Source organism: Anaerotignum sp., assembly GCF_045122575.1.
In the GTDB taxonomy this organism is placed as follows: Bacteria; Bacillota; Clostridia; order Lachnospirales; family Anaerotignaceae; genus Anaerotignum_A.
In genome coordinates this window covers 1-13,152 of the sequence record NZ_JBGVHV010000057.1, presented here as the reverse complement: position 1 = coordinate 13,152, position 13,152 = coordinate 1, and the positions used below count along the sequence as shown (strand labels likewise).

13 protein-coding genes are annotated in these 13,152 nt (G+C 48.2%); 9 read left to right on the top strand and 4 right to left on the bottom strand.

The genetic code is table 11. From position 1 onward, the window contains the following. Positions 1-70: 70 nt before the first annotated feature. From carB to ACJMLT_RS02620, 8 genes are all read left to right on the top strand, one after another. Positions 71-3,244 carry a carbamoyl-phosphate synthase large subunit gene (carB, locus tag ACJMLT_RS02655; protein ID WP_405726181.1) on the top strand — a complete coding sequence of 1,058 codons (3,174 nt, stop codon included), beginning with the start codon at positions 71-73 and terminating at the stop codon, positions 3,242-3,244. Positions 3,245-3,259: 15 nt separating this feature from the next. After that, positions 3,260-3,994: a dihydroorotate dehydrogenase electron transfer subunit gene (locus tag ACJMLT_RS02650; RefSeq protein ID WP_405726178.1), complete on the top strand. Its 735-nt coding sequence runs from the start codon at positions 3,260-3,262 to the stop codon at positions 3,992-3,994. After that, positions 3,988-4,902, top strand: a complete 915-nt coding sequence (locus ACJMLT_RS02645; protein ID WP_405726175.1) for a dihydroorotate dehydrogenase — start codon at positions 3,988-3,990, stop codon at positions 4,900-4,902. Before ACJMLT_RS02650 ends, ACJMLT_RS02645 begins: the two co-directional genes overlap by 7 nt. Continuing rightward, positions 4,899-5,603: an orotidine-5'-phosphate decarboxylase gene (gene pyrF / locus ACJMLT_RS02640; protein ID WP_405726172.1), complete on the top strand. Its 705-nt coding sequence runs from the start codon at positions 4,899-4,901 to the stop codon at positions 5,601-5,603. Before ACJMLT_RS02645 ends, pyrF begins: the two co-directional genes overlap by 4 nt. A gap of 16 nt (positions 5,604-5,619) precedes the next feature. Then, complete coding sequence (gene pyrE, locus ACJMLT_RS02635; RefSeq protein ID WP_405726169.1) at positions 5,620-6,258, top strand: orotate phosphoribosyltransferase; 639 nt, start codon at positions 5,620-5,622, stop codon at positions 6,256-6,258. Positions 6,259-6,261: 3 nt separating this feature from the next. After that, entirely contained in the window at positions 6,262-7,173 is a 912-nt protein-coding gene (gene pyrB / locus ACJMLT_RS02630) for an aspartate carbamoyltransferase (RefSeq protein ID WP_405726166.1), read from the top strand. A gap of 4 nt (positions 7,174-7,177) precedes the next feature. Beyond that, positions 7,178-7,597 (top strand): aspartate carbamoyltransferase regulatory subunit, encoded by a 420-nt coding sequence (locus ACJMLT_RS02625; protein WP_405726214.1) that lies wholly within the window; start codon positions 7,178-7,180, stop codon positions 7,595-7,597. A gap of 146 nt (positions 7,598-7,743) precedes the next feature. Continuing rightward, positions 7,744-8,982, top strand: coding sequence for a hypothetical protein (locus tag ACJMLT_RS02620; protein WP_405726163.1), 1,239 nt, complete (start codon positions 7,744-7,746; stop codon positions 8,980-8,982). Positions 8,983-8,998: 16 nt separating this feature from the next. Here ACJMLT_RS02620 and ACJMLT_RS02615 read toward each other — a convergent pair whose 3' ends face one another. The 4 genes from ACJMLT_RS02615 to ACJMLT_RS02600 form a co-directional block, all read right to left on the bottom strand. Next, positions 8,999-9,358 carry a C-GCAxxG-C-C family (seleno)protein gene (locus tag ACJMLT_RS02615; protein WP_405726161.1) on the bottom strand — a complete coding sequence of 120 codons (360 nt, stop codon included), beginning with the start codon at positions 9,356-9,358 and terminating at the stop codon, positions 8,999-9,001. An 85-nt stretch (positions 9,359-9,443) separates the two neighbouring features. After that, positions 9,444-9,896: a SoxR reducing system RseC family protein gene (locus tag ACJMLT_RS02610; RefSeq protein ID WP_405726158.1), complete on the bottom strand. Its 453-nt coding sequence runs from the start codon at positions 9,894-9,896 to the stop codon at positions 9,444-9,446. Between the two features lie 120 nt (positions 9,897-10,016). Then, positions 10,017-11,159, bottom strand: coding sequence for an AI-2E family transporter (locus ACJMLT_RS02605; RefSeq protein ID WP_405726155.1), 1,143 nt, complete (start codon positions 11,157-11,159; stop codon positions 10,017-10,019). 28 nt (positions 11,160-11,187) lie between these two features. Then, positions 11,188-12,639, bottom strand: coding sequence for an aminoacyl-histidine dipeptidase (locus tag ACJMLT_RS02600; protein WP_405726152.1), 1,452 nt, complete (start codon positions 12,637-12,639; stop codon positions 11,188-11,190). Positions 12,640-12,855: 216 nt separating this feature from the next. Here ACJMLT_RS02600 and ACJMLT_RS02595 point away from each other — a divergent pair, with 216 nt between their 5' ends. Next, positions 12,856-13,083 carry an alpha/beta-type small acid-soluble spore protein gene (locus ACJMLT_RS02595; RefSeq protein WP_405726149.1) on the top strand — a complete coding sequence of 76 codons (228 nt, stop codon included), beginning with the start codon at positions 12,856-12,858 and terminating at the stop codon, positions 13,081-13,083. Positions 13,084-13,152: the final 69 nt, after the last annotated feature.

Here is a 13,152-nt window from a genome sequence, read left to right as displayed (position 1 = left end):
ACCTCTCTCCGTACTCAGATATATAACTAAATTCAATAATACGCATTTACTTACTAAGGAGGACAAAATTATGCCAAAGAGAACTGACTTGAAAAAAATCCTGATCATCGGCTCCGGCCCCATTGTGATCGGCCAGGCTGCTGAATTCGACTACGCCGGTACACAGGCCTGCCTTGCTCTGAAAGAAGAAGGCTATGAAGTCGTACTGGTAAACTCCAACCCTGCGACAATCATGACAGACACAACTATCGCAGACAAGGTATACATGGAACCTCTGACACTGGAATACATCGCAAAGATCCTGCGTTACGAAAGACCCGACGCGATCCTGCCCGGTATCGGCGGTCAGACAGGTCTGAACCTGGCAATGCAGCTGGCGAAAAAAGGTATTCTGAAAGAATGTCAGGTGGAACTGCTGGGTACATCCATCGACAGTATCGAAAGAGCAGAAGACCGCGAACTGTTCAAGGAAATGTGTGAATCCATCGGCGAACCCGTTATCCCTTCCGTGATCACATACTCTGTGGAAGAAGGTATCGCTGCTGCAAACGAAATCGGTTACCCCGTTGTTCTGCGTCCCGCATTCACACTGGGCGGCACAGGCGGCGGCTTCGCAAACAACGAAGCAGAACTGGTTGAAATCATGAAAAATGCGCTGAAGCTTTCCCCCGTACATCAGGTACTGGTTGAAAAGAGCGTAAAAGGCTACAAAGAAATTGAATTTGAAGTAATGCGTGACGGTACAGACCATGCCATCACAATCTGCGGCATGGAAAACATCGACCCCGTTGGTGTTCACACAGGTGACTCCATCGTTGTTGCTCCTATCCTGACACTGAACGATCACGACTTCAACATGCTGAAAGAATCCGCTCTGAAGATCATCAAAGAACTGAAGATCGAAGGCGGCTGCAACGTTCAGTTCGCACTGGATCCCAACTCCTCTGATTACTACCTGATCGAAGTGAACCCTCGTGTATCCCGTTCCTCCGCGCTGGCTTCCAAAGCTTCCGGCTTCCCCATCGCAAGAGTAACTGCAAAAATTGCTGTCGGCATGAGTCTGGATGAAATCCAGATCGGCGAAACAACAGCAAACTACGAACCCGCTCTGGACTATATCGTAGCGAAAATGCCCCGTTTCCCCTTCGACAAATTCGCAACAGCTGCAAACACACTGTCCACACAGATGAAAGCAACCGGCGAAGTTATGGGTATCGGCCGCACACTGGAAGAATGTCTGCTGAAATCCGTACGCTCTCTGGAAATCGGCGTTTGCCACCTGCACATGGCTAAATTCGATGACATGGCAAACGAAGAAATGCTGGCATACATCGCAACCAGCCCCGATGACAGAATCTATGCCATCGCACAGCTGATCAGAAACGGCGTATCTCTGGACGAAATCTTCGAAGCAACAAAGATCACAAAATACTTCCTGGAATCCTTCAAGAAGATCGTAGATTACGAAACAGTTCTGGCGGAAAACGTTGGCAACAAAGAAATCCTGTCCGTTGCAAAGAAAATGGGCATCTCCGATAAATTCATCGCAAAACTGTGGGGCTGGGATGAAGTAAAAGTATTCGATCTGAGAAAAGAAATGAATCTGTTCCCTGTTTACAAAATGATCGAAACAAGCGGCTGCGGCGGCTATATCCCCTACTTCTACTCCACATACGAAGAAGTAAACGACTCCAGACTGAGCGATAAGAAGAAAATCATCGTTCTGGGTTCCGGTCCTATCCGCATCGGTCAGGGTGTAGAATTTGACTACTCCACTGTACATGCAGTCACAACAATCAAAGAATACGGCTACGAATCCATCATCATCAACAACAACCCCGAAACAGTTTCCACAGACTATACAACAAGTGACAAACTGTACTTCGAACCTCTGACAGTAGAAGACGTTATGAACGTGGTTGAACTGGAACAGCCTCTGGGCATCATCGCTTCCCTGGGCGGCCAGACAGCAATCAACCTGGCAGAACCTCTGATGAAACGCGGCGTAAAAATCATCGGTACAGATGTAGAAGCCATCGAAAAAGCAGAAAACAGAGACTCCTTCGAACATATCATGACAGAACTGGGTATCCCTCAGCCTAAGGGTCAGGCTGTAACAAACATCGAAGCAGGCGTAAAAGCAGCAGCAGAAATCGGCTATCCTGTACTGGTTCGTCCTTCCTACGTTCTGGGCGGCCGCGCAATGCAGATCGTTGCTGACGAAGAACAGCTGAGAACATACCTGAAAACAGCAGTAGCCATCAACGAAGACCAGCCCGTACTGGTTGACAAATACATCCAGGGCAAAGAACTGGAAGTTGACGCTGTATGCGACGGCATCGACGTATTCGTACCCGGTATCATGGAACACGTAGAAAGAACAGGTGTACACTCCGGTGACTCTATCTCCGTATACCCTACTTTCTCCGTATCCAACAAAGCAAAAGGCAAAATTCTGGAATACACAAAGAAACTGGGTCTGGGCATCGGTATCATTGGTCTGTTCAACATTCAGTTCATCGTTGACGCAAATGACGATGTATATGTCATCGAAGTAAACCCTCGTTCCTCCAGAACAGTACCTTTCCTGTCCAAGGCTACAGGCTACTCTCTGGCAGATATCGCAACACTGGTAATTCTGGGCAAATCCCTGAAAGAACAGGGCATCTTCGGTCTGTATCCCGATGAAAAACAGAGATGGTACGTAAAAGTGCCCGCATTCTCCTTCTCCAAACTGCACGGCATGGACACATACCTGTCCCCCGAAATGAAATCCACAGGGGAAGCCATCGGTTACGACAACAAACTGAACAGAGCGCTGTACAAAGCACTGCAGGCTGCAAACATGAACATCCAGAACTACGGCACCGTACTGGCAACGATCGCTGACAAAGATAAAGAAGAAGCACTGCCTCTGATCCGTCGTTTCTATCAGCTGGGCTTCAACATCGAAGCAACAAAAGGTACAGCTGACTTCCTGAAAGAACACGGCATCCGTACTCGTACAAAGAAAAAACTGTCCGACGGCAGCGAAGAAATCTTCGACTCCATCAGACAGGGCTATGTAAGCTATGTAATCAACACAAGAGATATCAACTCCGCAGCTTCCAACAACGACGGGAAAGAAATCCGTCAGTGTGCAGTAGAAAACAACGTAACTGTGTTCACAGCACTGGATACTGTAAAAGTTCTGCTGGACGTTCTGGAAGAAACAACACTGGGTATCTCTACAATCGATGCTTGATAAGGAGGACTCCTTATGAAACAGTCTATTTTTACAATTCAGAGCAATGAAAAACTGACAGACAGCGTGTGCAAGATGGTACTGGCGGGGGACACCTCCGCCATCACCGCGTCTGGCCAGTTCGTAAATATTCAGCTGAAAGGCTTTTTCCTGCGCCGCCCTATTTCCGTGTGCGACTATGACGAAAACACACTGACCATCCTGTATAAGGTTGTGGGCAAAGGCACAGAAGCCATGAGCAAAATGACCCCCAATCACAAACTGGACGTGCTGACAGGTCTGGGCAACGGTTATGATACTTCCGTGTCCGGCGACAAACCTCTGCTGATCGGCGGCGGTGTTGGCGTACCTCCCATGTACAGACTGGCAAAAAATCTGGTAGCAGAAGGCAAACACCCCATCGTGATCCTGGGCTTCAACACAGCAAGCGAAGTATTCTATAAAGAAGAATTCGAAAAACTGGGCGTGGAAGTACACGTTGCCACAGCAGACGGTTCCGTCGGCACAAAAGGCTTCGTTACAGACGTTGTAAAAACCATTCCCGACTATACATACTTCTACACATGCGGTCCCGAACCCATGCTGAAAGCCCTTTCCGATGTAACCACAACCAGCGGCCAGCTTTCCTTCGAAGAACGTATGGGCTGCGGCTTCGGTGCATGCATGGGCTGCTCCTGCCAGACAAAATATGGCAACAAACGTATCTGTAAAGATGGTCCCGTACTGGTGAAGGAGGAAATCATATGGTAAATACAAAAGTGACCCTCAGTGGTATCACTCTCGATAACCCTGTCATCCCCGCCAGCGGTACTTTCGGTTACGGCTACGAATTTGCGGAACTGTATGACATCAACATTCTGGGTACTTTCTCCTTCAAAGGCACAACGAAAGACCCCCGCTTCGGCAACCCCACACCCCGTATCGCAGAATGTCCTGCGGGCATGATCAACTCCGTTGGTCTGCAGAACCCCGGTGTGGATAAAGTTATTTCCGAAGAACTGCCCAAGCTGGCAAAGGTTTTCCATAAACCTGTCATTGCAAATGTCAGCGGCTTCTCCATCGAAGAATACGCACACACATGTGCCCTGCTGGACAAAGAACCTCAGGTTGGTATTCTGGAAGTAAACGTATCCTGCCCTAACGTACACCACGGCGGCATGAGCTTCGGCACAGACCCCGAAGCAGCGGCAGCAGTCACAAGAGCAGTAAAGGCTGTCACAACAAAGCCTGTCTATATCAAACTGACACCTAACGTAACAGACATCGTTTCCATCGCAAAAGCATGCGAAGAAGCCGGTGCAGACGGTATCGCCCTCATCAACACCATGATGGGTATGCGTATCGACCTGAAAACAAAGAAACCCGTCATCGCCAACAAAATGGGCGGTTTCTCCGGCAGTGCTATCTTCCCTGTAGCCGTAAGAATGGTATATCAGGTAGCAGAAGCAGTAAAGATCCCCGTCATCGGTATGGGTGGTGTTTCCTCTGCGGAAGATGTCATCGAAATGATGCTGGCCGGCGCAACCGCAGTAGAAATCGGCGCAGCAAATCTGGTGAATCCTTATATCTGTAAGGAAATCATCGAAGACCTGCCCCGTGTAATGGAAAAATACAACATCAAAGACCTGAATGATATTATCGGAGGTGCCCGCAAATGAACAGAGACGTAATCATCGCCTGCGACTTTAACAGCAAGGCTGAACTGATGGCATTTTTGGACAACTTTAAAGACGAAGAAAGAAAGCCCTTCCTGAAAGTAGGCATGGAACTGTATTATGCAGAAGGCCCCGCTATCGTAAAGGAAATCAAGGAAAGAGGCCACAAAATCTTCCTGGATCTGAAACTGCACGACATCCCCAACACAGTGAAAAAAGCAATGGCCGTTCTGTCCAATTTGGACGTTGACATTACAAACCTGCACGCTGCAGGCACAAACGCCATGATGGAAGCAGCACTGGAAGGCCTGACAAGACCCGACGGTACTCGTCCTCTCTTGATCGCCGTAACACAGCTGACATCCACCAGCGAAGAACGCATGAAAGAAGACCTGCTGATCGATCATCCTCTGGATGAAGTTGTTATGCACTATGCAAGCAATGCGAAAAAATCCGGTCTGGACGGCGTAGTTTGCTCCCCTCTGGAAGCAGGCAAAGTAAAAGGTATTTGCGGGGATGCATTCCTGACAATCACACCTGGTGTACGTTTCGCTGACGGCGAAGTTGGCGACCAGGTTCGTGTAACAACTCCTGCAAAAGCAAGAGAACTGGGCTCCGACTACATCGTAGTAGGCAGACCCATCACACAGGCAGCTGACCCTGTTGCAGCTTACAGAAGATGTGTTTCCGAGTTTTTAGGTTAATTAGGAGGATTTAGATATGAAATTTAAAGAACAGATCGCAAAAGACCTGCTGTCCATCGGTGCAGTTTTCCTGCGCCCCGAAGATCCCTTCACATGGGCAAGCGGCATCAAAAGCCCCATTTACTGTGACAACAGACTGACACTGACATCCGTTGAAGTGAGAAACCATGTAGAAAACGCACTGGCTGAAACCATCAAGGAATACTACCCCGAAGCAGAAGTGCTGATGGGTACATCCACAGCCGGTATCGCTCACGCAGCCATCACAGCACACCTGCTGGATCTGCCCATGGGTTACGTTCGTTCCGGCGCAAAAGACCACGGCAGAAACAACCAGATCGAAGGCAGACTGGAAAAAGGCCAGAAAGTTGTTGTTGTGGAAGACCTGATCTCCACAGGCGGCAGCTGCATCGAAGTTGTAAACGTACTGCGTGAAGCAGGTGCAGATGTTCTGGGTGTTGTTTCCATCTTCACATATGGCCTGCAGAAAGGTATCGACAAAATGGAAGCTGCAAACGTGAAAAACGTGAGCCTGTCCAATTTCGACGCGGTTGCTGAAGTTGCTGCAAAAGAAGGCTATATCAAAGAATCCGATATCGCTCGTCTGCTGAAATTCCGCAGCAACCCCAGTGATGAAAGCTGGAGGGAGATGTAATCTATGAGAAGTCTTTTGGACATCGTTGACCTGACAGTAGAAGAAATCAACGAACTCATTGCAACTGCCAATGATATCATTGCAAACCCCGATAAATATGCGGAAAAATGCAAACGCAAAAAACTGGCTACTCTGTTTTTCGAACCCTCTACCCGCACGCGCCTGAGCTTTGAAGCAGCTATGCTGGAACTGGGCGGCAGCGTACTGGGCTTTTCCGCAGCAAATAACAGTTCCGCAGCAAAAGGCGAAAGCGTATCTGACACTGTTCGCACTGTAGGTTGCTATGCAGATATCATCGCTATGCGTCACCCCAAGGAAGGCGCACCTATGATCGCCTCCATGCGCTGCGACGTGCCTATCATCAACGCCGGCGACGGTGGTCACAACCACCCCACCCAGACACTGGCTGACCTTCTGACCATTCAGAGAGAAAAAGGCCACTTTGACAATCTGGTCGTTGGTATGTGCGGTGACCTGAAATTCGGCAGAACCGTTCATTCCCTGATCCACGCTCTGAGCCGTTACGAAAACGTGAAGTTCGTGCTGATCTCCCCCGATGAACTGAAAGTGCCCGAATATATCATCGATGAACTGAACAAGGAAGGCATCCCTTATGTGGAAACCACAAGTCTGGAAGATGCCATGCCCGAACTGGATATCCTGTATATGACAAGAGTACAGCAGGAACGTTTCTTCAACGAAGCGGACTATATCCGCCTGAAAGACAGCTATATCCTGAACATGGATAAACTGGCATCCGCAAAGAGCGACCTGTGCATCATGCATCCCCTGCCCCGTGTAAACGAAATTTCCGTAGCTGTGGATGATGACCCCAGAGCCTGCTACTTCAAGCAGGTGCTGAACGGCAAATATATCCGTATGGCTCTGATTCTGAAATTACTGGAGGTGGCATAAAATGATGAAAGTTGGCGCAATCAACAACGGTGTAGTGATCGACCATATTACAGCAGGAAAAGGTATGGATCTGTATCATTTCCTGAATCTGGATCATCTGGATGCTCCCATCGCTCTGATCAAAAATGCCCCCAGTGAAAAAATGGGCAAAAAAGATATCATCAAAATCGATGCAGAACTGGATCTGGATCTGGATGCACTGGGTTATATCGACCCCAACGTAACGATCAATATCGTAAAAGAAGGCAGCTGTGTGGAAAAATTCCATCCTCAACTGCCTGAAAAACTGACAAATATCGTTCACTGCAAAAACCCTCGCTGCATCACTTCCGTAGAGCAGGAAATTCCCCATATCTTCAAACTGACAAACAGAGAGACCGGCGAATACCGCTGCATCTACTGCGAATCCAAAGCGAAGAAATAATTCTTGGGGCTTTGCCCCAAACCCCACCAAGGGAATAATTCCCTTGGAACCCTATACTGCAAAATTTATCCCCTATGTTAACGGCATAGGGGATTTTTTATTTTGTTCTGCATAGACTGTTATGAATATGATTCAGGAGCGAACCCATGCAGAACCCTCATGTAAAATATCTGAAAACAAAAAATGCCTTTCATCTGTTTTATTACGAACAGGGCAGCATCCTTTGCCGCCATTACGCAGCCGAAGGCTGGACTGCCCCCCAGAAGATCGCTGAAAAAGCAGCCCCCATTTTTTCCCTCTGCCAATATGCCGAAAAAGCCCATCTCCTTTATTCCAACGCAGAGGGGCAGCTTTTTATGGCCTCCTCCACAGACCTTGCCCAATGGGAACATCACCCCATGTCGGCACAGCTTCCCTCTGGCGGCAATACAAAGTTTTTTCTCCTACCCACGGAGGATACCTTCCATCTGATCTATCATCAGCCAACAGAATCCACCGGCATTGATTCTCTGGTCTACACCGTTTTTCGGGAGGGTAAATGGGAAAAAACCTATCAGATCGATCGTTTCATGCCCCTGCCGAAGACCCCCTTCCTTGCCCGCAGGCTGCGTAAAGAGCATATCATCCTCTATTACCGCACAGGGCGAAATGTGGTCAGTGCCAGAGAAATGCTGCTGGAACCCTACACCATGGGCAGTGTGACACCTCTCATCCAGACCCCCTCCCCCTGTACCGACCTTTCCATCGTCAACGACAACGAAAAAATACACATGCTCTACATCGTACGAGGCATGTTCCGCACACAGGTGGTATATCAATACAAACATACCTCCGCCATCAGCACGCCCCGTATCCTCTGGGAGGACAACAACTGCGACACCTGTCTAGTTTCTCTGCAAAAGGGTAAAGTCATCCTGATGTGGACGGTAAACGGTCAGCCCATGCGCTGCATTTCCGAAACCGGCGGTACCTCCTTCGGCCCTGTGGAAAAATTTACGGAAAAATTCCCGGCCAAATGCCTGAAAGGGGAACTGATCGGCGCAGAGGAAGATGAATATAACGGTGTGGAATGTTACGGCGATAGCAACTATCTGCCTGCCGCCTATCCTCTTTCCTCCCCTTCACCCCAAAAACGGATCAAGCGAAATCTTCCCCCGCCCGAATATACAAAAGCCTACACCACCCTGCAGGAAAGCCACAAACAGCAGATCGAGGAGCTTTCCGCTTTGCTGGCGCAGCGCAGCGATGAAATTGCCGCTGTAAACGCCCGCTGGAAAAACCAGACGGAAAAGCTGGAAGCAGAACTGGAGACTTTGCGAAAGGAAAATCTGCAGCTGAAAGCCAGTCTCTCTTTTTCCCAAAAAGAAAGCGAAAAGGATGTCTGAATTCCAGACATCCTTTTTATCCGTCAATCACTTCCTGCAAAATTTCTGCAATCCCTTCCAGAACGCTGCTGCAGTCCTTCCCCAATGCTGAAAGCCTGCAGCAATCCAGAAAACCAAACCTTTCCTGAACTTTAACCAGAAACAAAATTCGTTTTATTTTTACTTCACCTTCATCAAACAACAGCCCTAACACCATTACCGCCGCCACCAGTCCACTGCACATGCCACCTACGCCAAAGCCGCCGCTGATGCCGCCGCAGGCTGCAAGGATATCCTCCGACAGAGAGATGCCATATTCCTCCGCCGCAGCCCGCAAAATGGAGCGGGAACAGTTTTCCCCTGCCCCACAATGGGCTCGTACCCTTTCTTTCAGCACGTCCCTCACCCCCTTTTTTCTATTTTATGAAAAAAGGGACAAAACGTGAAAAACTCCCTGAATCAACATTCAGGGAGTTCGTTTTTTATTTTGCGTAATTGCCGTTTACAATTTCTTCCTCTTCTTCCACGATCTTTGTGGCCAGAGGACGATATTTGCCGCTTTCCCAACGAGGATTCTGGCTCTTGATCCACAGCATTGCGATCACGATACCAAGAACGCCCAGCACCAGAGAAGGCAGAACGGGAGAAATACCGGGAACCACTTTAGGAACACCATAGTAACCGCCTACCACACCGGCAATAAAGCCGATAAAGGGCAGACCATACATGATAACCACTGCATTGAAAAATGCATTTTCCTGCAGTTCCAGTTCTACCCAATCACCAATTTCTGCATCACAAAGGTTTTTCGCTTCGATATCCATTTCTGTTTTTGTCATGCCGGAAAGACACGCTCTGCATTCCCCACATGCTTCTTTTCTATGGATCGTTGCGATCACCAGATCATCTTTTACTGTATGAACCAATCCTCTCATGTTTCTTACCGCCTTTCTATATTCAACCAAAGGGTCACTTATCTTGTATACATATCGTACTTTATTATACACCAAAATTGTAGGAAAAGAAAGATGTTTTTTACAAATTTCCGACAAATGTCAGATTCTTTTTCGTTCATAGAGCCAGCATAGAAAATTTTTGCAAAGAGCTCCCAAGGGAACCGCAAAGAGCAGCCCCCAAAAACCGAAGCATCGGCCAAATACCGCCAGAGAAAGTAGCACCAGCACCGGATGCAATTCCACCCGCCTGCCCACCACCTTTGGCACGATAAAAATGCTATCCACCTGCTGCAAAAGCAGGATGAGGATGGAAGCATAGACGGCCTTCATGGGATTGCCGCTGAGAAGCCCTGAAAATACCGCAAAAAGAAAGGCTGTGATAGCACCAAAATATGGAATCAGGTTGGAAAACCCGCTGAGAAGCCCCAGAAAGACTCCATGGGGCAGCCCCACCACAAGAAACGCACCGGAAAACAACACTGCCATAATGGCAGCATCCACCATCTGTCCGCTGAGATAGCCCGCAAAAACGAAATATACCTCGCGGAACAGTCGCCGAAAAAGACCGGTACATCTTTTTCCCAGAAACACAGTGGTAAAAGCGCCGCAGATGGAAAGCATCCGTCGTTTTTCCATCAGGAAATAAAAGGCCACCACAAGACCAATGAGGATATCCAAAAGGCTGCCGCCGATCTGGGGAATGGTATTTGCCAGCCCCATTGCTTTCGCTTCGATCCATTGGGTAGTCTGCTCCGTCCAAAGGGAAAGGATGCCCTCCACATTCTGTAAAACACCCATTTCTGCCAGTTTCAGGTTCAGGAGCACAAGGATATCTCCGATCCTGCGAATATAATCGCTGATCTGCGCGGCCATCTCCTGTATATCCATATCCCCGATCTTTTTTGCCAGAAAACTGCCCAGAACAAAGAGAACCAGCCCCACCGACAGATAGGCAAAGGCCGTACCCGCCTTACGGTTCCGGATGCGGCTGCGATGATACAGAGAGCATCGCTTTTCATAAAACCCCTGCCAGAAAGCCGTCAGGGGCTCCAGCAGCAGAGAAAAGAACAATGCCCAGAAAAAGGGCGCAAAAACGGCGAGGAGATTCCCCGCCGTTTCAAATATGACATTTTTCGCCCGAGGCAGCCAAAACAGCAGTGCTGCCATCCCCGCCAGAATCAAGACCGTGACGATGACATGAAAGCCGATCTCCATGTATTTTTTATTCCACGGAAGCCGCATAAGTCTGCCCTCTTTCAAAAAAGTTCCATTATTTCAGTTTTTTCAAAACATATTTCAGATATTCCCAGACACGGATGGTAGAAGAAATGCTCAGTCTTTCATCGGGGGTATGGACATCATGCATATCGGGCCCCAGAGAGATCAGATCCAGACCGGGGATCTTTTTCGCAAAAAGGCCACATTCCAGACCTGCATGGATGGCAACCACTTCAGGTTCCTTCCCGAATTTTTCTGTCCATGCTTCTTTGAAGATTTTCAGCAGTTCCGAGTCTGGGTTATACTGCCAGCCGGGGTAATCGTTGACACCAACCACCTTTGCACCGCACAGTTCACCCAGCACTTCAATTTTTTTGCAAATAGCATCTTTTCTGCTTTCCACAGAACCGCGGACAGCATTATCGATAAAGATATGATCTTCTTCTGTGCGGACAATGCCAATATTGCTGGAGCTTTCCACCAGGCCTTCCATGTTGGTATCCATAGTCTGCACGCCATAAGGCAGCAACTGCAGCAGGGCAATGATATTGTCTCTCACTTCCACTGTCAGCATTTCTGCCGCGCCCTCTGTTTCTTCCATTGTCACCAGTATATCACTTTCGCGGTCTTTATATTCCGCCCAGAAAATATTCTGCAGTTCAGCCAGCAGTTCTTTTGCTTCCCCTTCCTTTGCAGTGTCGATCAGAAGGATGGCTTCTGCTTCACGGCAGATAGCATTGTCCATATTGCCGCCATTCACCTTCACCAGATCATAGCCGATTTTTTCCCGCAGTTCCAGCAGAAGTCTGCCCATCAGCACGTTGGCACTGGCTCTCTGCAGATGAATATCTGCGCCGGAATGGCCGCCCTTCAGACCGCGGATACGAATGGCAAAGGCCTTTTTATCAGCAGGTGCCGCACTTCTTTCCGCAGGCAGATACATACGCATCCGTCTGCCGCCGCAGCAGCTTACCATCAGGTAACCTTCTTCTTCCGTATCCATATTCAGGAATCGTTTCCCTTCCAGATCAAAGGCATCCAAGTCTGTTGCACCGCCCATGCCGATTTCTTCTTCTACCGTAAAGACACATTCGATGGGAGGATGTTCGATCTCCTGCGCATCCAGAAGTGCCAGCATATAGGCAACGGCAATGCCGTTATCTGCCCCCAGTGTGGTGCCGCGGGCTTTGATATCATCTCCATCGATATACAGCTTCAGAGGTTCTGTCAGAAAATCATGTTCTGTATCTGCATTTTTTTCGCAGACCATATCGATATGCCCCTGAATGATGAGGGCGGGAGAATGTTCATAGCCTGCTGTGCCGGGCTTTTTCACGATCACATTCATTCTTTCATCCTGACGGCAGTACAGTCCTCTTTCCTTTGCAAACTGAACGATATAGTCGCTCAGGGCTTTTTCATGGAAACTGCCGTGAGGGATATCGCAGACTGCTTCAAAATAGTAAAATACTTTATCACAACCTAGATGGTCTAATACGTTCATCGTTATTTTCCTCCTGTAAAAATATTCATCAAACCACTCCTTATGATATTCCCCTAAATTGTCTTTGTCAATCGAAAAACAAAGAACCTTCGTTTTTCAGATGGAAACCGTGCCAGTATGTTCCTAACATATTCAAATTCGACAGGGTCATACTAAGTTTGCAACACCAAGCAACACAAATTATAAAAACAGACAAAAATCAAGGAGGTCATAAACATGAGCAACAACAATTCCAGCGGCAACAGCAACAGAATCAACGTACCCGAGGCCAGAGCAGCCATGGAGCAGTTCAAATTTGAAGTAGCCAACGAAATCGGCGTACCTCTGAAAAAAGGCTATAACGGCGACCTGACATCCGCACAGAATGGTTATGTGGGTGGTTATATGGTAAAGAAAATGATCGAACAGCAGGAAAAAATGATGGCTGAAAAAAATCAGGGCTGATAACATCCTTTGATTTTGAATCGCTGCAATAAAAAGCCCCCCTGTAAATATCTTTTACAGAGGGGCTTT

Bases quoted from the DNA above. Each gene is read 5' to 3' on its own strand.
- carB (WP_405726181.1), top strand. From the start codon at position 71: ATGCCAAAGAGAACTGACTTGAAAAAAATCCTGATCATCGGCTCCGGC.
- ACJMLT_RS02650 (WP_405726178.1), top strand. From the start codon at position 3,260: ATGAAACAGTCTATTTTTACAATTCAGAGCAATGAAAAACTGACAGAC.
- ACJMLT_RS02645 (WP_405726175.1), top strand. From the start codon at position 3,988: ATGGTAAATACAAAAGTGACCCTCAGTGGTATCACTCTCGATAACCCT.
- pyrF (WP_405726172.1), top strand. From the start codon at position 4,899: ATGAACAGAGACGTAATCATCGCCTGCGACTTTAACAGCAAGGCTGAA.
- pyrE (WP_405726169.1), top strand. From the start codon at position 5,620: ATGAAATTTAAAGAACAGATCGCAAAAGACCTGCTGTCCATCGGTGCA.
- pyrB (WP_405726166.1), top strand. From the start codon at position 6,262: ATGAGAAGTCTTTTGGACATCGTTGACCTGACAGTAGAAGAAATCAAC.
- ACJMLT_RS02625 (WP_405726214.1), top strand. From the start codon at position 7,178: ATGAAAGTTGGCGCAATCAACAACGGTGTAGTGATCGACCATATTACA.
- ACJMLT_RS02620 (WP_405726163.1), top strand. From the start codon at position 7,744: ATGCAGAACCCTCATGTAAAATATCTGAAAACAAAAAATGCCTTTCAT.
- ACJMLT_RS02610 (WP_405726158.1), bottom strand. From the start codon at position 9,896: ATGAGAGGATTGGTTCATACAGTAAAAGATGATCTGGTGATCGCAACG.
- ACJMLT_RS02605 (WP_405726155.1), bottom strand. From the start codon at position 11,159: ATGCGGCTTCCGTGGAATAAAAAATACATGGAGATCGGCTTTCATGTC.
- ACJMLT_RS02600 (WP_405726152.1), bottom strand. From the start codon at position 12,639: ATGAACGTATTAGACCATCTAGGTTGTGATAAAGTATTTTACTATTTT.
- ACJMLT_RS02595 (WP_405726149.1), top strand. From the start codon at position 12,856: ATGAGCAACAACAATTCCAGCGGCAACAGCAACAGAATCAACGTACCC.